Here is a 25,978-nt window from a genome sequence, read left to right on the forward strand (position 1 = left end):
CCATATCAAAATATAGTATCGTTTCATGAAATTTAACTTCTAAAGTTTAAACTCCTATGCGTTTTCACGCTCCTTTATACTTTCGTAAGCCTCGTTTATCTCTTGCAGTTTTTTAGTCGATTTTTCTATGACCTCTTCGCTCTCGCCGCGTCCCATGAGGATATCCGGATGATACTGACGCACCAGCTCGCGGTATCTTTTCTTGACCTCGCTGAATTTAGCCGTTTTAGGTAAGCCCAAAACTTCGCAAGGATCTTTTTTGGCTTCAAAGCCAGAGCTTGCTCCGCTTTGCCCCTGATAACTTTGTCGTCCGTAGCCGCCTGAGAACCTCTGCCTGGCACCGTAAAAAATCTCAAACTGCATTATTATTTGATTTAGCATCTGCCTACTAAGCCCAAGCCCGTCCGAGATGTCCTCGATGACCTTACGCTCAGCGGCGCTGAAACTACCGTCTATATAAGCTAAATTTAGAAAAAACGTGATACGAGCGGCTGAAATTTGAGCGTCTAGATTTAGCGCTATTCGGTAATTTCTCGCAAGCTCGTAGGCATTTGAGATATTTTCTTTTTCTATATTGTAAATTCTCTTTAGCTCGTCGCGCTGATCCCTTGAGCCTTGGATCTTGAGCGTAAGATCATCGAGCGTCTCGCTAATCAGCCTTGCTTCAAGCTCATTCACGCGCCCGTCGCCCTTTGCGACCTTGGCTAGAAGCGCGACTAAAAATTTAGCCTCCTCAAAGCCCAGCGTCCTTTGCCTGCCAAAATTTACGCCGCCTTTAAACGAGTTAAAGAACAAATAAATCGCTAAAAAAATGATGATATAAAATAAAAATGAACCCATTTTTACCACAAATGATATATCGTATTTTTGATCCTGCCACCGACGAGCTCATTTTTGCGCCATGAGCTCTCGTCGTTCATCACGTTCCAGCGGCGCTCGTCAGGGCGGTAAAACCAGTCTTTATCGATCTGATAATAAATCTGCTTGCCGTCAGTTTCGATGATGTTTGCGATGTTGTTATCATGATAGCTGTTCTCGTCGTAGTCCGTGAATGCACGCTGCCCCATCTCGGAGTAAAGGAGCGTGAGCTCTTGAAGCATCTCATTTAGATCGTCATCCATCTTTTTGACATGAAGCCCGATCTCCTCGGCCTCGCGAAAGAGTATCGGATACTCGTGCGCAGGATAGTCACCGTTTAATCTCTCTGAAATTTCTTGGATCTTCTCATCGTCGCTTATGTGATAGCGCAAAAGCTCGCGGCAAATTTTAAGCGAAAGCGAGCTGGCGCGATCGACCGCACCAAATACGAGCGGATGGATGTATTCGTAAAGCGAGTTATAAGGGTTCGTGTCGCGCGGCCTGTCCTTGTCTTGCTCCTTCCAGAGCTTCACGACGCGACTTAGCTCGTCCATCGAGACGCTCACCAGCTCATTGCCTTTGTTCGTCGGGCTTAGCTCATGTTTTAGCGATGTATCCACCGGCGTTAGATACGCGAGCGGCCCCATCACGATCTCGTTTGCCCCCAAAGCCATCATAGTCGCCGCAGAAGCGCAGTTCGCCGGCACTAAGGCGGTCAGATTTTTACAATAATTTCTCAAGGTTGAGATGATACGAAGACTGGCTATACCGCTACCGCCATCACTTTTGATAAATAAAAACGCGTTGTCTATCTTTTTACCCTTTAGAATTTCATACATCGCGCTTGCGTCGTTCCCGCAGACGCTGCCCGCGTTTGAGTTGTAGTAAGTGATGAACGTGCCGCCTAGCTTTTGTTGCACCTTTTTTATGAGCGCTTGCGTCTCGTCAAATAGTATAGGGGGCTTCGCGACGCCTTTTTGCTGGTTCGTGCGGTGTTCGCCATCTTTGCCTTCATCCGTTTTTTTACTCAATGCATCGAGCAGACTCATAAAATCTCCTTTAAATTTCAGTCTTCTTGTTTGATTATGTTTGCAAATTCGTTAAAATAAATCTCGCTGATCTGGCTTAAATTTTCATCGATCTCGTTTAGTCTAAAATTATCCCCGCCCGTTACGCCGATCTTTTCAAATTTCACGCCAAATTTCGTCGCCAGCTCGCTAAATTTAGCCTCGTCTTTTACACCCACGAGCGCACGTGAAAAGCTCTCGTCAAAGATGAAATTTGCCTGCGCTACGTCAAATTTACACTCCGCACCGATGCCGCTTATGCACGCCATTTTGGCTAGGCTCATCGCCACACCGCCCACGCCGACCGAGTTTGCAAACTCCAAAACGCCCACCTTATTCGCCGCGATGATGAGCTCCCAAAGCGCGCGCTCCTTTTTGTAGTCTATCTCGCTAAGAGTGCCGCCGACCACGTCAAAAAGGGCTTTGGCGTAAAGTGAGGCGGCAAATTCTCCCTTCGTCTCGCCCAGCAGATATATCGCCGTGCCCGCTCTGCCAAAGACACTCTTTAAATTTGCGCGCGCATCGTCATTTACGCCCACACTCACGATCGCCGGAGTCGGATAGACGCTCACGCCGTCCGTATCGTTGTAAAGGCTCACGTTACCACTCACGACAGGTGTGTTTAGCTCGCGGCAGGCTTCTTTTATGCCCTCGCAGCCCTGCGCGAACTGCCACATGACCTCTGGATTTTGCGGGTTGCCGTAGTTTAGGCAGTCTGTGATCGCTAGCGGCATCGCCCCGCTCATCGCGACCTTGCGTCCGGCAGCCGCGACCGCACGAGCCGCGCCGATCTTTGGACTCACGAAATTTGCGCGCGGATCGCACTGAGCCGCCATGGCTAGGGCTTTACCAGTCTCTTTGATACGGATGACCGCTGCGCCCAAATATCCCGGCTGTTTGATCGTATTTGTCTGGATATTTGCGTCGTATTGATCGTAAATGAGGGCTTTATTTAAAATTTCAGGCTCGCGTAGGAGCTTAAAAAACGCCGTTTTGTTGTCGATGTCTTTTGGAATTTGTAGATTTTTGATTTCATCAAGATATTTTGGTCGCGCGGTAGGTCGGTCGAGCACGGGAGCAGCCTCAGAGAGCGGCTTTATAGGGATCTGTCCCACCAGCTCGCCATGCCAATAAAGCTGCATCTGCCCGCTGTCAGTCACCTCACCGATGACCTCGGCGTCAAGGTCCCATTTTTTAAAGATTTCAAGCACCTTTTGCTCGCAGCCCTTTTTAGCGCAGATGAGCATGCGCTCCTGACTCTCGCTTAGCATGAGCTCATACGGGCTCATACCCTCCTCGCGCATCGGGACGCGGTCAAGCTGCATCTTCATGCCGCTACCGCTGCGCCCCGCCATCTCAAAGCTCGAGCTCGTTAGCCCCGCCGCGCCCATGTCCTGAATGCCGACGATGTAGTCTTTTTTAAATAGCTCCAAGCACGCCTCCATCAGCAACTTTTCGGCAAAAGGATCGCCCACTTGCACGGTCGGGCGCAAGGATTTGTTCGCGTCGTTAAAGCTATCGCTCGCCATCACAGCCCCGCCAAGCCCGTCGCGACCGGTCTTTGAGCCCACGTATATCACGGGATTGCCAATGCCTTCGGCCTTGCCGTAGAAAATTTCATCGCTTTTTACAAGACCTAGCGCAAAGGCATTTACCAAGATGTTGCCGTTAAAGCTCGCGTCAAAGGTCGTCTCGCCGCCCACGGTCGGGATACCCATGCAGTTGCCGTAGTGCCCGATGCCAGCAACCGCGCCTTTTAGCAAATATCGCTGTTTGCGCGCATTCTCGCTATCTCCGCGCACCTCGCCAAAGCGCAGCGAGTTCATATTCGCCACCACGCGCGCCCCCATCGTGAAAACGTCGCGCAGTATACCGCCCACGCCTGTGGCGGCACCTTGAAAGGGCTCGATGAAGCTTGGGTGATTGTGACTCTCCATCTTAAACACCGCCGCGACTCCGCCGCCAACATCGATGACGCCGGCGTTCTCGCCCGGTCCTTGGATCACCCACGGCGCTTTGGTCGGGAAGCCGTTTAGGTATTTTTTGCTCGATTTGTAGCTGCAATGCTCGCTCCACATCGCCGAAAATATGCCAAGTTCAAGTAAATTTGGCTCGCGCCCTAAAATCTTTAAAATTTCTTCATACTCTTGCTCGCTGATCTTGTGCGCTTTTATCGTCGCTTTGTCCATCTTTCGCCTTTGTAAAATTTTGCTTTATTTTACTTTAATCAGCATAAAAAGTTGATAAACTGCGAGCTGAATTTGCGGCTTAAAAAATGGTATAGCAAGAGAATTTAAAACGTTTTATGGCTCTATGCTTTTCGATACTCCAAAACAAAGGCTTCACAAAGTGCGTAGCGTGAAGCGTCTTGAAAAGGGGAAAACGCAAGCAATAAAATCGGCGGCGATAAGCTCGCTAATAAGGCTCGTATGTTTCAAACGCCACGCAGACGATATTTCTCAGCACTCGCTCTTGCTTTTTTAGATCATTGTTGATGACCCTTTGTCTGAAATCTTCCAACATTGCCTCGGCTCTAACCTTGGCTAAATTTTCATCTTTCATGAAAAAATTTAAATTCTAAATTTGCAAGCTCACTCTCGCTCTTAAATTTAACCTCGCTTTGTATCAAAGTCGCGAAAAATTCACCGTTTTGTCCGATGTTATAGTTTGTCACGACTCTTGCGCCGATACTTTCGCCGATGTAAAACGCCATGCACAAGGGCTTATCCGCGCTATAAACTATCGTCTCAAAGATACCGTTTCCAAACTCGTAAAATTTGACGCTTTTTGATCCGCCAAGGCGCATCATTTCATCTTCGTCGTTTAAATTTACGTCGCGGTCCAGCTCCAAATCGCGCACGATGACAAACTGTCCGCCGCTCATAAACATATCGCCGATTTTTAGGGGTTTTGAGCCGTCCATTCTGGTGAGAGCAAAGCCGACCCTATCGCCGTCTTGCGGCTGATTGGGCGCATCTTGTGAGAAAAGTACGACCTGAGCGATATTGCCGTCATTTTCGAGATATTTTTCCCACTCTTCTTTTAGCGCCTGCTTGACCGCCTCGCTATCCATAAAGTCGCTTTTTGGCGCGCAGCCACCGAGCAAAACCGTCGCAAGAGCGAGCACGTAAAATCTATTTGCCAAGGCAAAAATGGCTAAACATCTCATCTAAAATTTCACTCCTCTCAAATGGTCTTGTGATCGCGGCTATCGCAGCTATCGCGGTATTTATCTCGTAGGCAAAGAGTTCAAGCTCGTCACCGAGCAAATTTAACGCTCTTTTTATCGCTACACTTGCGTCTTTACATTGTTTGATCTGGTGATTCGAGCTTAGCATCATCTCGCTACTATCCTGGGAGTCAAGATAATCCCGTAGCCGCCCCACTATCTCGTCAGTCCTTTTTTTTGCCGAAATTTTGATGCTAGGACTTAAATCAAGGTCAAATTTAAAAGCCAGATCGCTTTTATTAAGGATGAAAAATACCTTCTTGCCGGAATTTTTGACTAGCTCGACGATGCGTTCGTCTTGCTCGTCGCTGGCGCTAGAGCTATCAAAAACGGCCAAAACGATATCGGCCTCCTCGATCGCCGCTAGTGAGTAGCGGATACCGATCTCCTCGATCTTGCCGACGTTTTTACGGATCCCTGCCGTATCGATGATGCGTACCATGTGCGTTCCGACCTTGAAATTTTCCTCTATCCTGTCGCGTGTGGTGCCAGCCTCGTCGCTGATGATCGCGCGCTCGTAGGATAAAAGTGAGTTTAAAATAGAGCTTTTGCCGACATTTGGTTTGCCGACTATCGCGACCTTAAAGCCATCGATCAACCCGCGCCTTTGCTCGCTTATTTGCACTATTTTATCAAGCTTTGCGGCATTTGCTTCGAGCATAGCCTTTATCTGCTCTAGCAAATCGCCGGGCAAATCGTCATCCGCATAGTCGATACTAGTCTCCACAAAGGCAAGCGTCTTTACGAGTTCATTTCGCATCTGCTCGATATATCGGCTCAGATCGCCTCGCATCTGACGGGCTAAAATTTTAGCCGCAGCCTCACTCCTTGAGTTTATGAGCCCTTGTATCGCCTCGGCCTTAGCAAGGTCGAGCTTGTCGTTTAAAAACGCTCTTTTGCTGAATTCTCCGGGCTCGGCCAGCCGCACGCCAAGTTTTACGAGCTCGTTTAATATCATATCAGCCACGACAAATCCGCCGTGAGTGTGAAATTCCACCACATCTTCACCAGTGAAGCTGGCGGGCGCTTTGAAATAAATCATTATCGCTTCGTCTAAAAATTCTTTATCGAGCGAGTAAATTTTAGTAAGTGTGGCGAGGCGTGGAGAGAGATTTGAAATTTTAGTGAGCTTTAAGGCGCTTTGCAGAGCGGTCGAGCCGCTCAGTCTGATGATGCAGATCGAGCCAATGCCGTGCGCCGTGGCAATGGCTGCGATATCGTCATTTTTTGAAGAAATCATTTACCACAACGAATTTCCCGTCGTTACCCGACTTTATCCCGACATATTTTTGTGGGAATTTCTCGCGTAGCTTTTCAAGAGCTATCTTTACCAAAACACCGTCAAGTGGCTTTGTCTGCGCTCTACCCGTATTTTGCACGCGTTCTATCACGCCGTTTAGATACTGCTCTATCATCGCCTCTTGATTTTTCAAAAATTCAGCTATCTCAAGGCGTATGGCAAGGTTGTATTTTACATTTAGCCAATTATAAAGCAAATATGATATCGCCTTGTATCGGTAGCCTTCTTTGCCTATAAGCAGCGCTGCATCGCCCCCGTCAAGCTCTATGAGGACGGTATCGTCGTTAAATTTTGACACCTCTATCTTCGTGATATCAAAGCAACTGGCGGCAAAAAGCTTATTTAAACCATCTTTTATCTCGGGTAAAATTTTATCAAAGTCTATCGGCTCTTTCGGGGCTTTTTTAGGTTCGTTTCTACTCTCCGGTACGGTGCTTTCTTGATTGAAATTTTCTAAGATCGACGTGTCCAAGATATCCTTGCTAGGCTTTTTGCGTGAGCTTGTATCATTTTTTTCATCGTCTATACGTTTGATGACATACTCTGGCTTTGCTACTTCAAACTCGGTAACTAAATTTTCATCTTCCGTCTTATCTGCAAACGCGGCATGTGCCAAGGTTGAATTTTTCTCGCTTAGACTAGGTCCTGCTTTCTCGGTTTTAAACTCTTTATCTTCGCGATTTTTCTTATGACGATTACGTTTTTTCTCCGTATGCTCGCGTTTTACGCCGGAATTTACAGACTTTGCTTCCTGTTCGTCGTGCTTGGAAGAGTTATTTCCGTTAGTATGTCTGCTTTCATTTTTATTGTCGGTATTGTTTTTGTGATTATTTTGTTTTTGCTCGTGCTTGTTCTTAAATTTTTCCTGTAACTTTTGATTCTGCTTTTCAGGTACGGCCTCTATAATGGCACTCTTTTTGAAAAAGCCGAATATCCCGCCACTTGGATGCTGGATGACCTTTATATCAAGCTCGGTAACCGAGCATTTTAGCTCGCTTGCAGCCTTTTGAAAAGCCTCTTGTAAATTTTCCGCTTCGATACGCATCAGGCCTTTACCTCCACTTTTTTATGTTTTTCAAAAAGCTTATTTACAAAAATTTGTTGGATGACGGAGCAGACGTTATTTACAAACCAATAAAGTGTAAGACCTGCCGGGAAAGTCACGAAGAAAAACGTAAAAATAAGCGGCAGATACTTCATGATCTTTTCTTGCATAGGATCTGTAAACGTCGTCGGCGTGAGCCTTTGCTGTAAAAACATGGTCGCACCCATCAAGATAGGTAGGATAAAGAAAGGATCCATCGCCGAAAGATCGTGTATCCAAAGTATCCAAGGAGCGCCTTTAAGCTCGATAGCGTTTAGTAAAACGCGGTAGATCGCGAAAAATACGGGGATTTGAAGCAGTATCGGCAAGCATCCGCCCATAGGATTCGCACCGTTTTTCTTATAAAGCTCCATCATGTGGGTGTTAAGCTTTTGCGGATCGCCTTTGTATTTGGCCTGGATCTCCTTTACCTTAGGCGCAAGCTCTTTGAGCTTGTTCATCGATAGCATGCCCTTATATGTGAGCGGGAATAAAATGATCCTTATCACAAGCGTCAAAACCACGATCGCCCAGCCCCAGTTGCCTATGTATTTATGTAAAAAGTCGAGAAAGGCAAACATCGGCTTAGCGATAAAAGTAAACCAGCCGTATTCGATGATATCGGTCAGACGAGGATCCATGCTGTTTAAAATTTTATGATCTTTAGGTCCGATATAGCCGCTCGTTTTGAAATTTCCATTTTGCTTTACAAAGATGATAGCGTTTTTCTTCGCATCAGTGCTCATGACGACATCAAGAGGCTTGCCAAAGGAATAAAAAAGCGCCGTATAGTATCTATCTGAAGCCGCGGCGACTGTTATATCGCTGAATTTCTCGGTCCCGTCCAAATCGTCATCTTCAAGTATACTGAGTTTATCGTCTGCGTGCATTAAAAGCGCACCGTGGATGGTGTAGCTATCTACTGAAATGTTTGGTCTAAAGCCGGGAGTGATGAAATATTCGACATTTTTGCTTAAATTTACCTCGACTTCGTATCTGCCGTCAGGATAAAAAATTATCTTTTTTACTACGCTAAGCCCGTCTAAATTTTGTGTCAAATTTATAGTCTTTGCGCCGCTAGATACGTCAAGCTCACTAACGTCGGCAGTATAGCTCGCCCTAAAGGCTTGATCGTTTATCGCCGCATCGCTAAATCTCATCTCAAGCGGCAAAGGCGAGATGCCGGTAAGCTCGGTCTTGTTTCCGTCTGCGGTCTCGTATTTTTTCTCGGTCAAATAAAATTTACTGATGCGTCCTAGCTCATCTATCTGCGCCTCGTAGTTCTGGCCTTTTATTTTGGCTAGAATTTTAGTATTTTGGCTAGGATCGATGCTTGCGGCGACATTTGCACTTTGTGAGGAAGGAGCGGCGTTTGAGCTATTTTGTGCGGCATTTACGCTGCGGTTTTGCTCGACAGGCATACTCTTTGGGATAAAAAAATAATCGTAAGCTATAAAAAATAAAAATGATAAAAGAGTTGCGATGAGAACTCTTTTTTGAGTTGATAATTTATCCATTTTTAACGTTTTTCCTTTAATGAATCTAAAACTTTTATGACATAAAATTTGCTATTTTTATAAGGAACGAACCAAAAATCTATATTTGAAAATTCCATCCGTTTAAATATAGAAAAAGATCCGAACCTCTTGCGGATCACTGGGTAGTCTATACCGCCTTTGAACAGTTGATTGCACCTTAGAATTCTCGCGAGCGTAGCCAAAAGGGCGGAAAAAATATCGTTATTTTTAAATTCCCAAACTGCATACTCGGAGCAAGTAGGATAGTAACGGCAAGATTTCGGTAAAATTTTGGAGATGTAGTTTTGATAAAATTTTATACAAGAAAGCGCAAAATTCTTCATTTTAGACATCCCAGTTTTTTGAGCGACCAACGCAGATTTTTATGAATTTTGTCAAAAGAAATTTCGATAAGTCCGCACTTGGCTACCATGATATATATACCGTCTTCAAGCTCATCGCAAACCTCTAAAAAAGCGGCTCTTAAGAGCCTTTTTGTTCTATTTCTTACGACCGCTTTCCCTACTTTTTTACTAGCTACTACCGCTAATTTATTTTCACTTGAAGGTTTATAAAAAAGCACGCAGGCATCGCAATGCCATTTTTTCGCCTCTTTATAAACCGATGAGAATTCCCTTGAGTCTTTTAAAGGCTCAAAACGGGCTAAGCCGCCAATCTTTTTCTACCTTTTGCACGTCTAGCGTTTATGACCTTGCGACCGTTTTTAGTTTTCATCCTTAAGCGAAAACCATGAGTTCGTTTTTTAGGTGTTTTATGAGGCTGATAAGTCCTTTTCATCTCTTTCCTTAAAGTTAATGTAAAGTTGTGATTTTAGCAAAGCTATACTTAAATTCCTTTGAATAGCTGACGGACACGAGAAACATAATTTAAATTTTAAGCAAATTCAACTATAATACAAAATGAAAATTTCGCAGCGACAAGAAGCATTAAAAAAGCTATATTTCTTAAAAGCCGTAGGGTATAAATTTATAAATGAAAATTTCATAAATTTATATCAAAGTGGCGAATTTAGCGATCTAAACGAGCTAAATAAACAAATTTCACACTGCGCGCTTTGCGCTCTTAGAAAAACGGCAAATCGCACTATTTTGGGGCTAGGAGACAAAAGTAGCAAAGTGATGTTCGTATCTTTAGCGCCCAGCATAAGCGAGGATCAAGAGGGCGAACATCTTTGCGGCATGGCCGGGATAAAGCTTTGCGAGATGATATATAATTCTTTGGGGCTTAAAAAGGGAGAATTTTACATTAGCTCGATCCTGCGCTGTAAATTTTTACCAAACGAAGCTCAAAATGCCGCTACGAACGAATGCTTCGAGCTTTGCAGACCGTATCTGCTCGAAGAGATAAGACTGCTTAAACCAAAAGTCATCGTGGCCTTAGGAGAACAGGTCTTTTTAAATTTATATCCCGAGAGCCTTTTAAAAAATAGCTTCGAGAGTATCCGCGGTAGCGTCTTGAAATTTGGCGATATATCGGTGATGCCGACATATTCGCATGTGTGGCTGATGAAAAATCCTAGCTTTGAGTCCGTATTTTTAGACGATCTAAGAAAGATCAAAGGAATGATATGAGAAAAATTTTTATTATATTTTTTGCATTTTTTATCTGCCTGTGCGCAAAGGAGCAAACCCTATCAAATATACCTCCGGCAAGCATCGAATATATAAATTTAGAGCCTGAATTTTGCGATGAAGCATGCTTAAAAGAGCTGGTAAACGAAAATTTGCTGGCTAGCTTCATGGCGCGCTTCGAGCCTGCCAAGACCATAAATAGCGAGTTTTTGAGGCTTTATAACAAGCTTAGCGGTAAATTTACGCCTCAAACCCCACAGGGTGCGAATAAGATCGCCGTGATAATCCCGCAAAAAACCATAAAATCATATGCCTCCGTCGTTACGAATTCGCTGATATCTTATGTAGCGAGCACGAACGCCAAGATCGAGCTCAAATTTATAATGAGTGGCGACGAGAGCGCGCAAAACATCACAAACGCCATAAATACGGCGCGCGATCAAAACATCAGCTACTTCATCGCGCCATTCACGCCAAGCGGCGTGAGAGTACTGGATCAAAACATAGCAGGCAACGAACTAGCTTACGTCCCTAGTGTGCACGCCTCACTCGTAAGCTACGCAAAGCCAAACATCATATTTGGCGGCATCGACTATCAAGCGCAGATAGCGGCTCTACTTAAAATTTCAAACGACAAGGTCACAGCATTTAGCGATGCAAGCGGGCTTGGCGAGACATTAAACGAATACGTCAGAAAGCTTAGTGCAAGCGAAATTTACGAGGTGCAAGTAACGGGCAAAGAGCTAAAGCTGGATAGCTATCTAAGCAAAAAGTCTAAATTTGACGGCTCTAGCGTATTTTTAAATCTACCAGTCATCAAAGCCTCCCTCGTCGCGACGCAGATGAGAGGCTACCAGATAACGCCGTTTGCACTGCTTAGCACGCAGATAAACTACATACCAAACATCTTTGGCGCTATCGCACAGCGCGACAGGCAAAATTTATACATCGCAAACTCGGTAAATCCGCAAAACGATCAGCTAGTCGCCACGAACGCGCTTTTTGACGTAGATCTAAGATACAGTCAAATAGGCTATTCTTGCAGCGTCGGACTTGATTATATATATTCAAATTTCATCGATCCCTCGCACAAGAGGCTATTTAGCGAAAATTTGGTCGGCTCGCAGATCGTTTATGACATCAAATTATTTGAAGCAAAAGGCGAAAATTTCACGCCTTTAGAGCCGGTAGCTCAAGACTTGGATCCAGTAGCCAAAGATCTAAAAAATGACACTAACTCCTCGCTCATACGGCAAGGCCTAGAGTGATCTAGGCAAGCGACCGTGATATCGGCGCTAAAGATCAGCTCGCTTGAGGCTTCATTTTCTTTAGCTATCCTAAATATCTCTTGTCTTAGCACGAGTGAGGCCTTTTTGATCTCTTTCGCGCTCGTTTTTACCTCGAGCATGTCGCCCAGGACGGCCGGCTTTATAAATTTCGCATTTATGCCAGTCACTACGAAATAGCAGCTTGGCGAAAAGACGTCCAGCTTCGAGTCAAAAAGCATCTCGCTACGTGCTCGCTCACAAAATTTTATATAGTTTGCGTGATAGACGATACCGCCAGCATCGGTATCCTCGTAATAAATTCGTATTTTCATCTCACTTCCTAAATCAATTTTTTTCGCCCCTAGCTCCCCTTGTCGTCATCAATGACTGCTCGTAAAACATAAGGAGCGTGACCGAGACGCCTACGCCAAGGGCTAGAGATATGCAGACCGTAGCTAGCGCGTTGTCAAAAAATATCATCAAATATGTCGTTTTTTGGCCTATGTCCGTACTCTTTATAAACCAAAGCAGTGCCAAAATGCTTTTATAGGCATAGATGCCCGGTATCATCGGTAAAAGCGCGGGAAACGCTATGATCTCGGCAGGTACTTTAAGCCTCTTGGCAAAATACATCCCCAAAACGCCTATCAAAAACGAAGCTAGCAAGGTAGCCACCGAGATGCTGAAAATTTCAGTTTGTATCATCAAATACCTGCTAGAGTGCGCGATAGCCGCCAGTAGCGCCGAAAAAGCCAGCGTCCTTTTTGGAGGTGAGCTGGCATATGCAAAGCCAAACCCGGCTACCGCTGCAAACGCCGCATCGACCATAGTCGAAAAAAATAGCTCAAACATTTAAAAGCCCTAAATTTGAGATCGCAAGCGTCATATAAACGCCGATAGCTATGCAGATGATGAGAAGCCCGGTATTTAGGCCCCTGCTGACACCGACTAAAATATTTTCATTTAGCATATCAAATACGGAATTTATGAGATGAACGCCCGGCATCAAAAACAAAATGCTAGAGCCTATCGCGACGTCCGGTGTGCTCGTGATACCGTAATAAACGCCGATATAAGCGATAAACGAGGAGATGAAAGAGACGATTATGTATTGAAATTTCAAATTTATCTTAAATTTCGTCAAGATAAAGCGCAGATAAAATCCGACCAGAGTAGCGACAAAAACGCATCCAACAGAGCCGACATCACCCTCAAACAGCCTGCAAAAGGCGGCATTCGCGAGGCTTATAAATAAAAGCGTCTTGTAAAAGCCATTGTTTTTAGAATTTATTATCTCATTAAAATGCCTTCTCGCCTCGCTCAAATTTATCTTTTCGTCGTAAATTTGCCAGCTGAGCGCGCTCAGCTCGGAGATGAGATTAAAGCTGATAGGCGATGCGACGCTGGATTTTACGTATGTGCGGCGGATCGAGTTGTCATTTGGATCCAGCACGCTGATGATGAAGTGCTTGACAAATATCGTCAGGCTCACATCGTAGCCGTAAGTCCCCGCGATACGAGTCACGCAGCGCTGTATCCTAGCCGTATATGTGCCTACACTTAGCATCTTTGCCGCATAGTCTATCAAAAAGTCGGCGATCTCTTGGATATCAGGCCTTTGCATATCCTAAGCCTCCTTCAAACCTCGCTCTTTTGGGCTACGCCCGATAAATTTAAAGAAAAACAAAAACAGCTGCGCGAGCATCATGATCTTCATCACGTATTCGCTCGTTTTATGCACGCTCCTAAACTCATCAGTCGCGGTCGCCGCCTCGCCAAGGCCTTGAGTGTGCAAAATATAGCTCGTGAAATAAAATACGAAAGCAAGCGCTAGGGCTAAATTTATAAAGCTTAGAGCAAAGGCAGAGATCCTCACGTGCACGCATTCCTCGCCCTTTAGCCCAAACGCGTCGAATATAAACGCAAATACGCTCACTGCGAGCAAAACGTAATTGTATTTAAGAAAAATTTGCGTCATCAAAACACCGCTTTGAAAATGTGTGAGCACACCCTCGCCTATGAAATTTTGCGGGAAAAACACCACCGGAGCCACAAACGCCCCCAGCGCGATCTCTATGCCAATAAGCGCGGCGATCAAAAACAAATATATCTTTTTCATATCTCTTTTATCTCCTTTTTGGTTTTTATCTCAAGCTTCGTAAATTTTAGGAAAAATACGAACGCCTGTAAAAATATCATGAATTTTAGCACAGCTTCGCCTATTTTGTAAGCACTGTAAAATTCTCTGCCAAACACATACTGAGTGCCAAAATGTTGGGCGTTTGAGACAAAAAATATAGCCAGCACCAAATTTAAAAACAAAACAAACAATAGTCCGGAAATTTTGCTTCTTTTTATCAAAAATAGCTCGCAAATGATAACAAAAATGCTTATGCCCACAAGCAAATATTTAAACTGCAAAAACAGGGCGTTACCGCCGGTGCCGATGAGATAATACAAGCTAAATACCGCCGGATGGACCACGAAAAGCACGCAAAGTTCGACGCCTATCAAAACGGCAAGCGAAAAAAGATATATGCCTATCAACCCTGTCCTTTTTTTAAATTTAATGCCAGTTTTGCCGTAAAGCCTCTATCAAATCCAGCCAAATCTTGATAAAATTTCGCCTCAAAACCATTAAATTTAAGCGCCTTTTCAAGCGAGCTTTTTTGATCATACCCCATTTCGCAGGCGAGATTTTTTGCGCGGCGGTTGCGCGCTAGCAAAATGATATTTTTTAAAATTTCATCGCCCATTGCTCCGCCAAAAAGCGCATTATGCGGCTCGTTTAGCACGAATTTATCGAGCTTATAATCTTGCGCGATGTAAGGCGGATTTGAGACTAGCAGGTCAAATTCGCCGCTTACGTCATCTAAATAAGCGCATTTTACGAATTTTATCCTGTCTGCGACGCCAAATTTTGCGGCATTTTCGCGAGCTAGATCGAGTGCGGTTTCGTTGATGTCCGTTGCCACGATCTTGGCAGACGAATTTAGCGCGAGGCAAATACTGATTATCCCGCTTCCAGTGCCGATCTCGGCGACACGCGCAGCGGGCAAATTTACCAAAATTTCAAGCGATTTATCGACTAAAATTTCAGTCTCAGGACGCGGGATCAAAACGCCCTTTCGCACGTTAAAATTTAGCCCGTAAAAGTCCGCCTTGGAGGTGATGTATTCAAGCGGTTCGTACTCGCAAAATCGCCGAACGAGCGCAAAATAATCGCTCTCATCGGCCAGATCCGCGCCCAAATTTAAAAATATCCACTCCGCGCTCACGCCCAAATGGTGCATCAAAAGCAGCTTTGCCACCTTGCGCGGACTTTCACAGACCGCTGAAATTTGCGCGCTCGCCTCTTTTAACGCCGCTTCAATCTTCACTTTCCAGCTCGCTTATGCGCTCAAAAAGGCTTGGGTGGCTGTGATAGACAAAGGCGTAGAGCGGGTGAGCCTTTGGAAACGCCTTGTTTTCACTGCCAAGCTTTTTAAGAGCGCTTATCATATCCGCGCGACTTTTCACACCCGCGCCAAATTTGTCCGCGCCAAACTCGTTATGGCGGCTGATCGCGGAGATGACGGGTGAGAAAACGAAGCTAAAAATCGGTGAGAAAAGCACGAGAAAAACGATGATCGCGCCGCCGTTTGGGCTGAGTCCAAGCGCGCTATACGCGGCGTTTGGGATGTTGCCAAAGAGTGTGAAAAGCAAAAACAGCATCACCGCGCTCACGGCTATCATTTTAAAGATGTCTTTGTGCTTAAAATGCCCCAGCTCGTGCCCCAAAACCGCGATGATCTCACTTTGCGTGAGCTTGCTAACCAGCGTATCAAAGAGCACCACGCGCTTCGTCGCTCCAAACCCGCCAAAATAGGCGTTTAGGCGGTTGTCGCGCTTACTCGCGTCGATCGTGAAAACTCCGCTACTTTTAAAGCCGCACTCAATGAGAAGCCCTTCGATAGAGCTTTTTAGCTCGCCATCTTCCAGCGGTTTCATCTTATTAAAAAGCGGTGCGATGACGGTTGGGTAGATCAAATTTATGACGATGATGACGGCAAAGCTGAGCACAAACGCCCAAAACCACCAAAACTCGCCCAAAAATCCGATACAAAGCAGCACGACCCAGACAAAAAGCGAGCCAAAAACGAGCGTGAGAGCAAGCGACTTGGCAAGGTCGAGTGCGAAAATTTTAGGCGTCGTGTTTGAAAAGCCAAGCCGTCTGTCTTTCGCAAACGTTTCGTAAATGCTAAGTGGAAGTTCAAGCAAAGAGGAGATCACTAAAAAGCTCATCACGAAAATGATATTTTCGCCGATACCGCCCGTTTTGACGACGAGCGAATTTAGAAATTTTAGCCCGCAGCCTACCCACATCGTAAAGATAACGGCGTGATAAGCGAGGCTAGCGATTTCAAATTTTTGATTTACGATCGCCACGTGCGCGGCATTTTCGTATTCGCTCTGGGGTAGCACTACCGCAGTTTTTCTGGCTTCGTTTTGCACGAAATTTATCTGCAAAGCCGCAAGATAAATTTTAACGAGCACGTATAAAAAATAAATACCTAGTAAATAAATCATCATTTTCCTTAAATGTTATAAGTTCTTTTCTGGCAAAGTATTGAAAACTTCGCAAATAGAATGAGCTTGCGACAGAGTGCCTAACATATAGCACGATTTTCGCGGTCAGCTTTAAAGCTTCCCTGAAAATCGGAGGGCAATGTCGCCGCTCATCCTAGTTTGACTACGCTTAAATTTTAAAAATCAACGCTTTTTAGAAAAGAGCCGCATTATATAAACTAAAACATCCGTAGTCCGTGCGAACGGCTAAATTTTCATCTATAAATTTCGCCTCGCAGCTTTTTACGATGTGTTCTATTTCAAATTCGCGTGCGTTTTGGCTCGCTAGATCGACGACATACGCTCTATTGTAGTCGATCATCACAAGCTTCGTTCGCTCCTCATTTACGCAAATTTTTCTCGCTTCGCCGCACTCATCTTGCCAGCCAAATTTAAGCTCGCGACCGCTTGAAAGCTCGAAGCAATGCACTTTGCCGCAGTAGTATTCTCTAGCGACGAGCATCTTGTCGTTTAAAAAACAAATCTGATCCAAAACGTCAAATTTGCCTTCAATGACGTTTAAAATTTCGCCGTTTGTGCCTAAAATTTTGATCTCTCCTGCTGCCGTGTGAAGTGCGAGCCGATCGTCATCAAACGCCGCACAAAGCGGGGCTTTGCCTTTGATCGGAGTCGTTTTAAACTCGCCAAAATTCAAGACCTTCTCTCCGTCCGTCACGAAAATTTTACCACTCGCTCCAAACGCTACTTTACTTTTGCCCTTGCAAACGAAGCTGTAAAAGTTGCCCGAGTCACGCAAATTTAGCTCGTTTGAAAGATTTGTAAATTCGCCCGTTCGCGGGTCAAATTTATAGATAGTATGGTCTAAATCCAAAATTAAATTTTCGCCCACGCGTGCCGCTTCCCACGCGAGGATCTGCGGTAAAAGGGCCTGCTCTTTTACGCACCCGTCTTTATCAAGTACTAGCAAAAAGTCCGCTTGATCGCCATCTTTTTGATCGCCGCATTTATAGATAAATACGCTCTGCTCGCACCTCTCAAACGCTAGCGCACCCGAGTAGCCGCCGCCTATATAAACGTGTAAGCACGCCTGCCCGAAATTTACGTTTTCATCACACAAAACATAGCCCTTTTTGAACGTCTCCCACTCCTTTTTGACGCGGGCTTTTTGCGCTTCTTCGGGATTAGTAAATTCCTTTTTACTTTCCCTTGTTTTGCCGTTTTTTATGCTTTGCGATACGAGCAAATTCCCGCTTACTTTGAAATTTATCTCATCGCCGTTTGCAAAATTTACAAACTTTCTCATCAATGCCTACTTTAAAAAATTATCATAAAAACTGCTTATGAAAATGACTAAAATGATAAACGGGATGACGTATTTTACGTACCAAAACCAAAAATTTATCACCTTTATATGGCGCTCGCTGCCTTGTAAAATTTCGCGTTTGGCCTCGTCTTTTAGCACCCAGCCCACAAATATCGCGCATCCCAGCGAAGTCAGCACGAAAAATATCGTCGCACTGATAGCGTCGTATGCGTCAAATATATTTTTGCCAAAGATCGTGACATCGCTTAGCAGATTTGTCGCCATCAAGGACGGTAGGTTGCCAAGCACGAATATCCCGCCAAGCACGGCAAATATCGCCTTTTTTCGCGTGAATTTAAATTTCTCCTGAAGTGTCGTGATAAGGACCTCGTATATCGGCAGCGACGTAGTTAGCGCGGCTATCATCAAAAGCGTGAAAAACGCCACGGCAAAAAATTCGCCCGCCCACATATGTGAGAAGACTATCGGCAAGCTCTTAAAAACGAGGCTCGGGCCACTATCAGGCGAAACGCCAAAGCTAAATAGCGACGGAAATATCATAAATCCCGCCAGCACCTCGATAGCCGTATTCAAAACGCCGGTTATAACTGAAATTTTAACCAGCGCCTCGTCCTTTTTGACAAAGCTTGAAAGCGTGATCATCACGCCAAAACCAAGTGAAAGCGCGAAAAAGACCTGCCCCAAAACATCGATGAAAAGCTTCATATTTATCTTTGAAAAATCAGGCGTCAAGTAAAATTTCACGCCCTGTGCCGCGCCCTCAAGCGAGAGATTTTTGACGACCATCGTGAGCATCAGCAAAAACAAAAGCGGCATGAGGTATTTTGCGGCCTTTTCGATTCCATTGACTGCTCCTTGCACCAAGATGATGTAATTGACGAGTACGAAAACAAGGGTTGCAAAGCTGATAGCAAGCGGGTTATTTACGATATTTTGCTCGTAAAATTCGCTCGTTACGTTAAAGCTCACGATATTTGAGAGGTCAAACATCCCGAACAATACCTGCGCGATGTAGTTTAACACCCAGCCGCCGATGACCATGTAATAAGCCATGATGCCAAACGCGCCAAGAAGGCTCATATAGCCCACGCTTTGCCAAAATTTATGTATCTTTTTGCCGCCCACTTCGCCGCTAAAGGCATCGACGACATTGACTTTCAGGCGCCTACCGATGGCGTTTTCCACTAGGATCATCGGTATGCCGATCACGATCATCGCCACGCAAAAAACGAGCACATACGCCCCGCCGCCGTTTTGACCGACCAGATACGGAAAGCGCCAAGTCGCGCCAAATCCCACCGTCGCACCGGCGACCGCCAAAATATACGTGAGCCTCGAACTCCAACTTTGTCTTTTTTTCAAATTTTTGCCTTTATCTACGAATTTAAGAGAGGATTTTACCTAATGTGGGTTTAAATTTAACAACGAATTTGATAAATTTGAAGAAAATTTTGAAATTTATGGAGATTTTACGGACAGCACGCACTACTGTATCGAATTTAATAAATAAGCAAATTTTATATCTACTTGTTGCAAAAAGTCTAAATTTAAATTTAGGCGCTATAATCAGCGAAATTTAATAAAGGAGACAAAATGAAAACACTTATCATCGCAGCGCACCCCGACATCGCGCATTCAAGGGTCAATAAAAGCTGGTTAAACGCCGCTAAAAAGGACGGGGATTTCGTCATTCATGAAATTTACAAAGAGTATCCAAACTGGCAGATCGACGTGAAAAAGGAGCAAGAGCTGCTCGAAAAATTCGAGTGCGTCGTGTTTGAGTTCCCGCTTTACTGGTATAGCTACCCGCCGCTTTTGAAAAAATATTTCGACGACGTGTTCGCCTACGGCTGGGCCTATGGCAGCAAAGGCAAGGCGCTAAACGGCAAGAAATTCGCCCTCGCCGTCTCGGTAGGCGACGATGAGCATGAGTATTCCAAAGATGGTCACATCGGATTTAGCATTGAGGAGGTCGTCACGCCGTTTAAATCAGCAGTAAATTTCGTCGGTGCGAAGCTGCTTCCTAGCTTTTTCGCGTTTGGCTTTTCGATAGATCCAAGCGACGAGCTCGTGGAAAACAGCACGAAAGAGTATATGAAATTCCTACATCAGCTTTGAAATTTGGTCTATAAAATTGCGCGCGGATACTGCGAAAAAATTTAATGGCTAGTATTAAATTTTGCTCCACCCTACTCACAAAAGTCGGCATTATCCACGCGCTACCAGCGATGCCTTTGCAAGATTTGTAGCCGCATTTGATAAAAACAGCCAACCTTACCAGCTACTTATAAAACGGTGCGATCTTTCCTTTAGCTAAATTTAGCCAAAGAGCACATGCCTATTATCCGTATGTGGCTTCATAAAATTTCACATTCCACCGCTCAAAAGCCACCAGCGTAGCAAGTAAAGCGCAAATTTCAAAATTTAGACTAATCAAGGAGTGGTCAAATTTTTTATCAGCTCGCAGGCAGGCTGCAACCCAGCATCACATGCCCTAGTAAAATACCTGCGCGCCTCTTTCTCGTTCTTTGGCTCGTTTATGCCCTGCAGATAATAAAGTCCCAGCGAAAGCGCCGCCTGCGGGTATTCGAGGCTATCAGAGAGCTGCCAAAGCTGCTTTGCTCTACCCACATCCTGCGCCGTGCCGCGCCCGGTCATATAAAGCAGCCCCAAGCGGTAGCTAGCAAGCCCTCTTACCTTTGGCTTTTGCGATTTGACTGCACGCTCATAAAGCTCGAGTGCGCCTTTGACATCCTGTCTAGCGCACTGCCCCTTTTCTTTCATCCAGCCGTAGTTAAAAAGCGCATCAGGATAGCCTGCGTCCGCTAGCTCCTTATATATCCGCTCGGCGCTCTCGCACTCGCCTTTGTTGAAAGCCTCGACTGCCTGCATAAATTTTTGCGTCTCATTGTGATCGCTCGCGTTTAAGACGAACGCACAAAACAAAAATATCAAAATTCCCCTCATTCTGGCTCCTTTTATATCAAATTTTTCCACCCTAGCCATCTGACCTTGCTTCGTTTCGGCTGGCCTCTTTCATAAAGCTCTTTATATTCCACGCTTCACTAAAAAATTTCACACTAAAATATAGCGGTAGCAAAGATATCGAGCTGTAGCGAGCGAACATAACGATCGTCAAAGCGGACAAACCGGCTAGCAAAAGCCCGATAAATAGGCAAAATTTAAACATATTTTCAGCCCCGAGCCTGCGCTCCATCGCCGCCAGTGGCCTATCCACGAGCGAGCCACTACCAGCAGCGCATAGCCTTGAGACGCTGACGAGGCGATTTATCGCACCTTCTTTTACATACGCCACGCGCAAGGTATCGTCCTCGCCCGTAAAATACGCGCTCATCTCGTCCGCCCCGTCGTCAAAATACCCCACGATCTTCACATCGTCCAGCCAAAAGACCGCCATAAATTTTACACCTAAATTTTGCTTCGTGATGAGATTTTTGACCTTGCCTGTTTTAAAAAATATCTTTGCCACCTAAGCTCCAAATCCCTCGGCGATTTCAAGCACTTCAAAGTATTCGTTTTCTAAATTTTCAAGCTCTTTTTTTGCCGCTTCCAGGTCATTGTAAAGCGTGGTGAGCCCCATTTTTTGATAAATTTCAGGATCACTTAAAGCCGCGTTAAGCTCGGCTATTTTGCCTTCTAAATTTGCGATTTTATCCGGATGAAATTCTAAAATTTGCGTTTGTTTGTAGCTTAGTTTCGCGGCGGTTTTGCTCTTTTGCTTCGTGCCGCCCTCGCTTAAATTTAGCTCGCTTTCAAATTTAGCCAGCTCGTTTAGCTCGTCTTCAAGCTCCAAATAAACGCTGTATTCTTGGTGCAAGACGCCAATATTCGTGCCTTCAAAAGCCCAGAGCTTGTGCGCGATCTTATCGACGAAGTAGCGGTCGTGACTCACGAGCAAGATCGCTCCCGTGAAGCTTTGCAAGTAGTCCTCTAAAATGTTGATAGTCGCGATGTCAAGGTCGTTTGTGGGCTCGTCAAGCACGAGTACGTCGTATTCTTTGGTAAAAAGTAGCGCCAGAGCGACGCGGTTTTTCTCGCCGCCACTTAGCACGCCGATAGGCTTATCAAGAAATTCTTTTGGAAAAAGGAAATTTTTAAGATAGCCAAAAACGTGCATATTTCGCCCACGCACCATGACGTGATCGCCGCCGTTTGGGCAAAAGGTCTCGATGAGGCTCTTTTCGTCATTTAGCGCACTTCGCGACTGGTCGAAATACCCCACGCGCACGTCTCCACGCTTTATCTCGCCACCGCTCGCACTCTCAAATCCAAGCAAAATTTTAAGTAGCGTGCTCTTGCCGCTGCCGTTTCGTCCGACGATAGCGATGCGCTCACCTTGCAGCACGCGCGCGTCAAATTTTTCAAAAAGCAGCTTACCGCCGATATTTTTGCTCAAATTTTTGATCTCAAAGAGCATTTTTTTGCGGTTGGTGCTTTGCGTCTGGTTGAAATTTTTACTCGCGCGTTCGAGCTCCAAGCGCACACGTCGGATGACGCCCGGATTTTTCTTCGCCTCCTCGCGCATAGCTAGCACTCGCTCCTTACGCCCTTCGTTACGTTTTAGACGGGCTTTGACGCCCCGCCTGAGCCACTCTTCCTCGCTTTTTAGCTGTTTTAGTAGCGTCTCGTGCGACTTGGTTAGGCTTTCTAAAAGCTCTTGCTTCCTCATTAGATAGTTCGCGTATCCGCCTTCAAAGCTGCGTATTTGCGCCTCCTCTATCTCGACCGTGTGCGTAGCGAGGACGTCGATGAAATAGCGATCGTGGCTAATGAAAACTATCGTCTGGCGCGAGCTTTTAAGCATCTCTTCAAGAAATTTCACCATATAAACATCAAGGTGATTGGTCGGCTCGTCAAGCAGCAGCACGTCAGGGTGCTTTAAGATGAGCGCGCCAAGCGCCACGCGGCGGATCTCGCCCCCGCTGAGCGAGCAAACCGCCCTGTTTTCATACTCTTTTAGCTTAAATTTTTCCAGCACTCGCTCGATCTTTCGCTCGATGTCCCAGCCCTCTTTTGCTTCGATAAATTTTACCAGCTCATCTGAATGCGCGTGAAGCTCCTTGTTTTCGGGCTGGGCGGCTAGTTTTTCAAGGACGGCGGCGTATTGCTCTCTGGCGTCAAAAATTTCTTTTAGCTCGCGGTTCATCGCCTCTTTGACGCTTAAATTTTCGTCAAATTTTGGCGTTTGAGCGAGCATCGCCACGCTGATATTATTTTGCGTTATGACCCGCCCGCTATCAGGCTCGTAAGCCCCGCATAAAATTTTCATCAGAGTGCTTTTGCCACCGCCGTTTTTACCCACGATTGCGATACGCTCGCGCTCATTCACACTAAAATTTACCTCGTTTAAAATTTCATTTGCACCGAATTTTTTACTGACTTCTATGAGATCGATGAGTGCCATAGATTTTCCTTAAAATAAAATTATGATTTTAACAAAAACAAAATTTATCTAGCTTGAAAATTACGATACGGATCGCCCAGGCTGGCTAAATTTGCATATTTTTTGCTAAAATACGCTTTTTAAAGGCGATTTATGAACTTATCTCTTAAAAAACTCACCGTGCCGATATTCATCGATCTGTTTTTGCACTTCATCACGCTCATCATGAACACTTACATGGTCGCAAAAGTGAGCATACATCTAGTCGGAGCGATGGGTGCTGGCAACGAAGTGATGGATCTTTTTATCACGATATTTAACTTCCTTAGCGTGGGCTGCTCCGTCGTGGTAGCGCAGGCTCTGGGTGCACGAAACAACAACCTAGCAAAGCGCGTCATACACGCGAGCCTAACCTTTAACACCATCATCGGCATCGTCTCGGCCAGCGTCATTTACTTTTTTGGATATGAAATTTTAGAGCTTTTACGAGTGCCTCAGCAGCTCAGAGGAGACAGCTTTAGCTACTTGCACATACTTGGCATCGCGCTCGCGTTTGATGGTATAGGCATGGTGCTAGCCGCCGTCCTTCGCGTGTATAATCTCGCGACCGCCGTCATGCTCGTATCACTTTTAATGAACGTCATCACTCTTTTTGGCAATGCAGTCGCGCTCTTTGGCTGGTTTGGACTGGCTAACTACGGGCTTTACGGCGTCGGGCTCTCCACGCTCATCGGACGCCTCATCGGGGGTTTTGTCCTGCTTTGGATACTCGTGCGTGTGGCGAAAGTAAGAATTTATATCAAGATGTTGTTTAGCTTGCCGTTTAACATCTTAAAGAAAATTTTATCGGTCGGACTACCGAGTGCTGGTGAAAATTTACTCTGGACGACGCAATATCTAGTCGCTTTTAGCTTCATCGCGAGCATGGGTGAGGCGAGCCTGAACGTGCAGACCATTTACTTTCAGATCACGCTTCTCATCTTACTTTGCGGAGCGAGCATAAGCGTGGCAAACGAAGTCATCGTCGGGCACCTCGTAGGTGCGATGAAATTTGACGAGGCATACACGCGCACGTTTCATGCGCTAAGGCTCGGCCTCATCGCTACGCTCGTGGTCGTGCTGGTGGCATATTTTGCGAAATTTGAGATCATGCAGCGGCTAAATTTGACCCCCGAGCTTCAAAAGGTCATGCTCCCGCTTTTCACGCTCTCCATCGTGCTAGAAACTGGTCGCACTTTTAACGTCGTCATCGTAAATGCCCTGCGCGCGAGCGGAGACGCGAAATTCCCGCTGATGACGGGCTTTATCTTCATGTGGGGGCTTAGCTTGCCGCTTGGATATTTTTTAGGCATACACCTAGGATACGGCATTGTGGGCGTTTGGGTCGGATTTGTCGCGGACGAGTGGCTACGAGGGCTCGTCAATACCTGGCGGTGGCGAAGCCGAAAATGGCAGTCAAAAAGGCTTGTGTGATTGTTCGGTTTTAAATTCATACAAAAACCAAAGCCGCCAAAACCCGCCAGCAAAAAGGTACAGGTAAATTTTAACGGACTGGCGGTGGCGCTAAATTTTAAAAAGGGAGTGAAAAACTTTCGGCTCAAAGTCGCTAAAAGTGGCGAGATCTCGCTCTCGATGCCATTTTATGCCACGCAAAAATCGGGCTTTGAGTTTTTGGTCAAGCACGCAGGCTGGCTCGCCATGACGCACGCAAAAATTTTAGCGAATTTACCAAAAGAGGACGAATTTAGACTGCTTGGTAAAATTTATCGCATTAAAATAGACGCAAATTTAAAGGAAGTAAATTTGACCAAATTTGACGGCGAGATCCACGCGCCAAATTTCAAAGCGCTTGAAATTTACAAAAAAGCCGTAGCAAAGCAAATTTTTACCGAATTTATCGATAAATTCACACCTGTCATCAACCGTAAGATAAATCGCCTAACGATCCGCAAAATGCAGACTCGCTGGGGCAGCTGCAATCACAAAAAAGGCTATATAAACCTCAGCCTAAACCTCATCGAAAAAGCTCCCGAACTAGTCGAATACGTCGTGCTGCACGAGATGACGCATCTCATTTTCCCACATCATCAAAAGAGCTTTTATGAATTTATAGCGGACATCATGCCAGATCACAAGGTAAGAGAGCTCGCACTAAACGGCAAATAGATACTCTTGCGCTTTGTCAAGTAAAATATAATCTTAAATATGCTAAAATCACGTATTTTAAATTTTAATTAAGGAATTTTAATGAAAAAAATGTTGTTACTATTTGTTGTCGCGCTATGCGCTTTTGGCGGCGATTTTGAGGACGGACTCGAGGCTTATACCAAGGCTGACTTCAAAACGGCATTTGATAAATTCAGCGCCGCTTGCGAAGCCAATAATGGCGACGCATGCACCAAGCTTGGCTCGATGTATTATTTTTCAAGAGGTGTCAAAACCGATAAGCAAAAGGCTTTCGAGCTATTTACCAAAGCGTGCGACGCAAATTCCAAAGATGGGTGCTCAAGTCTGGGTGGAATGTATAAAAAAGGTGAGAGCGTAAGCGCCGACGCACAAAAAGCGCAAGAGCTTTTCGAGAAGGCTTGCGAGCTGAAAGAAGGATATTCTTGTTCGGTAGCGGGGTCTTATTATCTTGAAAAGCAAACTCCGGAAGGCTTTAAAAAAGCAAAAGAATTTTTTGATAAATCTTGCAGCCTAGGCGACAAGATGGGTTGCCAGTTCGCAGGCGATCTAAGACGCTCAAAAAGACTGTGATTCTAAATT

At 45.3% G+C, this 25,978-nt stretch carries 28 protein-coding genes; 6 read left to right on the forward strand and 22 right to left on the reverse strand.

Features of this window, described 5'->3' with window-relative positions; genetic code table 11:
- Positions 1-54 precede the first annotated feature (54 nt).
- The 10 genes from CCVT_RS05685 to rpmH form a co-directional block, all read right to left on the reverse strand.
- Positions 55-849 (reverse strand): DnaJ domain-containing protein, encoded by a 795-nt coding sequence (locus tag CCVT_RS05685; RefSeq protein ID WP_018136451.1) that lies wholly within the window; start codon positions 847-849, stop codon positions 55-57.
- On the reverse strand, positions 843-1,907 hold the full coding sequence (locus CCVT_RS05690) for an SDH family Clp fold serine proteinase (RefSeq protein WP_009651230.1): 1,065 nt from the start codon (positions 1,905-1,907) through the stop codon (positions 843-845). Before CCVT_RS05690 ends, CCVT_RS05685 begins: the two co-directional genes overlap by 7 nt.
- Positions 1,908-1,924: 17 nt before the next feature.
- Positions 1,925-4,114 (reverse strand): phosphoribosylformylglycinamidine synthase subunit PurL, encoded by a 2,190-nt coding sequence (gene purL, locus CCVT_RS05695; protein ID WP_018136452.1) that lies wholly within the window; start codon positions 4,112-4,114, stop codon positions 1,925-1,927.
- 362 nt (positions 4,115-4,476) lie between these two features.
- Positions 4,477-5,094, reverse strand: a complete 618-nt coding sequence (locus CCVT_RS05700; RefSeq protein ID WP_018136454.1) for a hypothetical protein — start codon at positions 5,092-5,094, stop codon at positions 4,477-4,479.
- On the reverse strand, positions 5,060-6,394 hold the full coding sequence (gene mnmE / locus CCVT_RS05705; RefSeq protein WP_018136455.1) for a tRNA uridine-5-carboxymethylaminomethyl(34) synthesis GTPase MnmE: 1,335 nt from the start codon (positions 6,392-6,394) through the stop codon (positions 5,060-5,062). Before mnmE ends, CCVT_RS05700 begins: the two co-directional genes overlap by 35 nt.
- Entirely contained in the window at positions 6,375-7,499 is a 1,125-nt protein-coding gene (locus CCVT_RS05710) for a Jag N-terminal domain-containing protein (protein ID WP_018136456.1), read from the reverse strand. Before CCVT_RS05710 ends, mnmE begins: the two co-directional genes overlap by 20 nt.
- Positions 7,499-9,055 (reverse strand): membrane protein insertase YidC, encoded by a 1,557-nt coding sequence (gene yidC / locus CCVT_RS05715; RefSeq protein ID WP_018136457.1) that lies wholly within the window; start codon positions 9,053-9,055, stop codon positions 7,499-7,501. The genes CCVT_RS05710 and yidC overlap by 1 nt, the downstream gene beginning before the upstream one ends.
- 2 nt (positions 9,056-9,057) lie before the next feature.
- Positions 9,058-9,399 (reverse strand): membrane protein insertion efficiency factor YidD, encoded by a 342-nt coding sequence (yidD, locus tag CCVT_RS05720; RefSeq protein WP_018136458.1) that lies wholly within the window; start codon positions 9,397-9,399, stop codon positions 9,058-9,060.
- Positions 9,396-9,731 (reverse strand): ribonuclease P protein component, encoded by a 336-nt coding sequence (gene rnpA, locus CCVT_RS05725; protein WP_026175456.1) that lies wholly within the window; start codon positions 9,729-9,731, stop codon positions 9,396-9,398. The genes yidD and rnpA overlap by 4 nt, the downstream gene beginning before the upstream one ends.
- The gene (gene rpmH / locus CCVT_RS05730; RefSeq protein ID WP_002940373.1) at positions 9,719-9,853 is read right to left on the reverse strand and encodes a 50S ribosomal protein L34; all 135 of its coding nucleotides are present in this window, start codon (positions 9,851-9,853) and stop codon (positions 9,719-9,721) included. Before rpmH ends, rnpA begins: the two co-directional genes overlap by 13 nt.
- A gap of 122 nt (positions 9,854-9,975) precedes the next feature.
- Here rpmH and CCVT_RS05735 point away from each other — a divergent pair, with 122 nt between their 5' ends.
- Together CCVT_RS05735 and CCVT_RS05740 are read left to right on the forward strand one after the other, a co-directional pair.
- A complete protein-coding gene (locus CCVT_RS05735; RefSeq protein ID WP_018136460.1) occupies positions 9,976-10,647 on the forward strand; it encodes a uracil-DNA glycosylase in 672 nt (223 codons plus the stop codon).
- Positions 10,644-11,915, forward strand: coding sequence for a hypothetical protein (locus tag CCVT_RS05740; RefSeq protein WP_018136461.1), 1,272 nt, complete (start codon positions 10,644-10,646; stop codon positions 11,913-11,915). The genes CCVT_RS05735 and CCVT_RS05740 overlap by 4 nt, the downstream gene beginning before the upstream one ends.
- Here CCVT_RS05740 and CCVT_RS05745 read toward each other — a convergent pair.
- The 9 genes from CCVT_RS05745 to CCVT_RS05785 all read right to left on the reverse strand — a co-directional run bounded on the left by CCVT_RS05745 (position 11,840) and on the right by CCVT_RS05785 (position 19,170).
- Complete coding sequence (locus CCVT_RS05745) at positions 11,840-12,247, reverse strand: YbgC/FadM family acyl-CoA thioesterase (RefSeq protein WP_018136462.1); 408 nt, start codon at positions 12,245-12,247, stop codon at positions 11,840-11,842. The genes CCVT_RS05740 and CCVT_RS05745 overlap by 76 nt on opposite strands.
- Positions 12,248-12,260: 13 nt before the next feature.
- Positions 12,261-12,767, reverse strand: coding sequence for a threonine/serine exporter family protein (locus tag CCVT_RS05750; RefSeq protein WP_018136463.1), 507 nt, complete (start codon positions 12,765-12,767; stop codon positions 12,261-12,263).
- Positions 12,760-13,539 carry a threonine/serine exporter family protein gene (locus CCVT_RS05755; RefSeq protein ID WP_018136464.1) on the reverse strand — a complete coding sequence of 260 codons (780 nt, stop codon included), beginning with the start codon at positions 13,537-13,539 and terminating at the stop codon, positions 12,760-12,762. Before CCVT_RS05755 ends, CCVT_RS05750 begins: the two co-directional genes overlap by 8 nt.
- Positions 13,540-13,542: 3 nt before the next feature.
- The gene (locus CCVT_RS05760; protein WP_018136465.1) at positions 13,543-14,034 is read right to left on the reverse strand and encodes a DUF4149 domain-containing protein; all 492 of its coding nucleotides are present in this window, start codon (positions 14,032-14,034) and stop codon (positions 13,543-13,545) included.
- A complete protein-coding gene (locus CCVT_RS05765) occupies positions 14,031-14,462 on the reverse strand; it encodes a hypothetical protein (RefSeq protein WP_018136466.1) in 432 nt (143 codons plus the stop codon). Before CCVT_RS05765 ends, CCVT_RS05760 begins: the two co-directional genes overlap by 4 nt.
- Positions 14,459-15,295, reverse strand: coding sequence for a peptide chain release factor N(5)-glutamine methyltransferase (gene prmC / locus CCVT_RS05770; RefSeq protein ID WP_018136467.1), 837 nt, complete (start codon positions 15,293-15,295; stop codon positions 14,459-14,461). The genes CCVT_RS05765 and prmC overlap by 4 nt, the downstream gene beginning before the upstream one ends.
- The gene (locus CCVT_RS05775; protein WP_169765135.1) at positions 15,285-16,487 is read right to left on the reverse strand and encodes a M48 family metallopeptidase; all 1,203 of its coding nucleotides are present in this window, start codon (positions 16,485-16,487) and stop codon (positions 15,285-15,287) included. Before CCVT_RS05775 ends, prmC begins: the two co-directional genes overlap by 11 nt.
- A gap of 190 nt (positions 16,488-16,677) precedes the next feature.
- Positions 16,678-17,787: an NHL repeat-containing protein gene (locus CCVT_RS05780; protein WP_018136469.1), complete on the reverse strand. Its 1,110-nt coding sequence runs from the start codon at positions 17,785-17,787 to the stop codon at positions 16,678-16,680.
- A gap of 6 nt (positions 17,788-17,793) precedes the next feature.
- Complete coding sequence (locus CCVT_RS05785) at positions 17,794-19,170, reverse strand: sodium-dependent transporter (RefSeq protein WP_018136470.1); 1,377 nt, start codon at positions 19,168-19,170, stop codon at positions 17,794-17,796.
- A gap of 231 nt (positions 19,171-19,401) precedes the next feature.
- Here CCVT_RS05785 and CCVT_RS05790 point away from each other — a divergent pair, with 231 nt between their 5' ends.
- Positions 19,402-19,926 carry an NAD(P)H-dependent oxidoreductase gene (locus tag CCVT_RS05790; RefSeq protein ID WP_018136471.1) on the forward strand — a complete coding sequence of 175 codons (525 nt, stop codon included), beginning with the start codon at positions 19,402-19,404 and terminating at the stop codon, positions 19,924-19,926.
- A 315-nt stretch (positions 19,927-20,241) separates the two neighbouring features.
- Here the strand turns inward: CCVT_RS05790 and CCVT_RS05795 are convergent, their stop codons facing one another.
- Genes CCVT_RS05795 through abc-f form a run of 3 tightly spaced genes read right to left on the reverse strand, consistent with a single transcriptional unit; the run spans position 20,242 to position 23,233 of the window.
- Complete coding sequence (locus CCVT_RS05795) at positions 20,242-20,775, reverse strand: tetratricopeptide repeat protein (RefSeq protein WP_018136472.1); 534 nt, start codon at positions 20,773-20,775, stop codon at positions 20,242-20,244.
- Positions 20,776-20,806: 31 nt separating this feature from the next.
- Positions 20,807-21,298: a hypothetical protein gene (locus CCVT_RS05800; protein ID WP_018136473.1), complete on the reverse strand. Its 492-nt coding sequence runs from the start codon at positions 21,296-21,298 to the stop codon at positions 20,807-20,809.
- Positions 21,299-23,233 (reverse strand): ribosomal protection-like ABC-F family protein, encoded by a 1,935-nt coding sequence (abc-f, locus tag CCVT_RS05805; protein ID WP_018136474.1) that lies wholly within the window; start codon positions 23,231-23,233, stop codon positions 21,299-21,301.
- 132 nt (positions 23,234-23,365) lie between these two features.
- Between abc-f and CCVT_RS05810 the strand changes: the two genes are divergently transcribed.
- The 3 genes from CCVT_RS05810 to CCVT_RS05820 all read left to right on the forward strand — a co-directional run bounded on the left by CCVT_RS05810 (position 23,366) and on the right by CCVT_RS05820 (position 25,969).
- Entirely contained in the window at positions 23,366-24,685 is a 1,320-nt protein-coding gene (locus CCVT_RS05810) for an MATE family efflux transporter (protein WP_018136475.1), read from the forward strand.
- A complete protein-coding gene (locus tag CCVT_RS05815; RefSeq protein WP_018136476.1) occupies positions 24,686-25,378 on the forward strand; it encodes a M48 family metallopeptidase in 693 nt (230 codons plus the stop codon).
- Positions 25,379-25,459: 81 nt separating this feature from the next.
- On the forward strand, positions 25,460-25,969 hold the full coding sequence (locus CCVT_RS05820) for a tetratricopeptide repeat protein (protein ID WP_018136477.1): 510 nt from the start codon (positions 25,460-25,462) through the stop codon (positions 25,967-25,969).
- Positions 25,970-25,978 lie beyond the last annotated feature (9 nt).

It is taken from the genome of Campylobacter curvus (assembly GCF_013372125.1).
Classification (GTDB): Bacteria; Campylobacterota; Campylobacteria; order Campylobacterales; family Campylobacteraceae; genus Campylobacter_A; species Campylobacter_A curvus.

Bases quoted from the DNA above. Each gene is read 5' to 3' on its own strand.
- CCVT_RS05690 (WP_009651230.1), bottom strand. From the start codon at position 1,907: ATGAGTCTGCTCGATGCATTGAGTAAAAAAACGGATGAAGGCAAAGAT.
- purL (WP_018136452.1), bottom strand. From the start codon at position 4,114: ATGGACAAAGCGACGATAAAAGCGCACAAGATCAGCGAGCAAGAGTAT.
- CCVT_RS05700 (WP_018136454.1), bottom strand. From the start codon at position 5,094: ATGAGATGTTTAGCCATTTTTGCCTTGGCAAATAGATTTTACGTGCTC.
- mnmE (WP_018136455.1), bottom strand. From the start codon at position 6,394: ATGATTTCTTCAAAAAATGACGATATCGCAGCCATTGCCACGGCGCAC.
- CCVT_RS05710 (WP_018136456.1), bottom strand. From the start codon at position 7,499: ATGCGTATCGAAGCGGAAAATTTACAAGAGGCTTTTCAAAAGGCTGCA.
- yidC (WP_018136457.1), bottom strand. From the start codon at position 9,055: ATGGATAAATTATCAACTCAAAAAAGAGTTCTCATCGCAACTCTTTTA.
- yidD (WP_018136458.1), bottom strand. From the start codon at position 9,399: ATGAAGAATTTTGCGCTTTCTTGTATAAAATTTTATCAAAACTACATC.
- rpmH (WP_002940373.1), bottom strand. From the start codon at position 9,853: ATGAAAAGGACTTATCAGCCTCATAAAACACCTAAAAAACGAACTCAT.
- CCVT_RS05735 (WP_018136460.1), top strand. From the start codon at position 9,976: ATGAAAATTTCGCAGCGACAAGAAGCATTAAAAAAGCTATATTTCTTA.
- CCVT_RS05740 (WP_018136461.1), top strand. From the start codon at position 10,644: ATGAGAAAAATTTTTATTATATTTTTTGCATTTTTTATCTGCCTGTGC.
- CCVT_RS05745 (WP_018136462.1), bottom strand. From the start codon at position 12,247: ATGAAAATACGAATTTATTACGAGGATACCGATGCTGGCGGTATCGTC.
- CCVT_RS05750 (WP_018136463.1), bottom strand. From the start codon at position 12,767: ATGTTTGAGCTATTTTTTTCGACTATGGTCGATGCGGCGTTTGCAGCG.
- CCVT_RS05755 (WP_018136464.1), bottom strand. From the start codon at position 13,539: ATGCAAAGGCCTGATATCCAAGAGATCGCCGACTTTTTGATAGACTAT.
- CCVT_RS05760 (WP_018136465.1), bottom strand. From the start codon at position 14,034: ATGAAAAAGATATATTTGTTTTTGATCGCCGCGCTTATTGGCATAGAG.
- CCVT_RS05775 (WP_169765135.1), bottom strand. From the start codon at position 16,487: ATGATGATTTATTTACTAGGTATTTATTTTTTATACGTGCTCGTTAAA.
- CCVT_RS05780 (WP_018136469.1), bottom strand. From the start codon at position 17,787: ATGAGAAAGTTTGTAAATTTTGCAAACGGCGATGAGATAAATTTCAAA.
- CCVT_RS05790 (WP_018136471.1), top strand. From the start codon at position 19,402: ATGAAAACACTTATCATCGCAGCGCACCCCGACATCGCGCATTCAAGG.
- CCVT_RS05795 (WP_018136472.1), bottom strand. From the start codon at position 20,775: ATGAGGGGAATTTTGATATTTTTGTTTTGTGCGTTCGTCTTAAACGCG.
- abc-f (WP_018136474.1), bottom strand. From the start codon at position 23,233: ATGGCACTCATCGATCTCATAGAAGTCAGTAAAAAATTCGGTGCAAAT.
- CCVT_RS05810 (WP_018136475.1), top strand. From the start codon at position 23,366: ATGAACTTATCTCTTAAAAAACTCACCGTGCCGATATTCATCGATCTG.
- CCVT_RS05820 (WP_018136477.1), top strand. From the start codon at position 25,460: ATGAAAAAAATGTTGTTACTATTTGTTGTCGCGCTATGCGCTTTTGGC.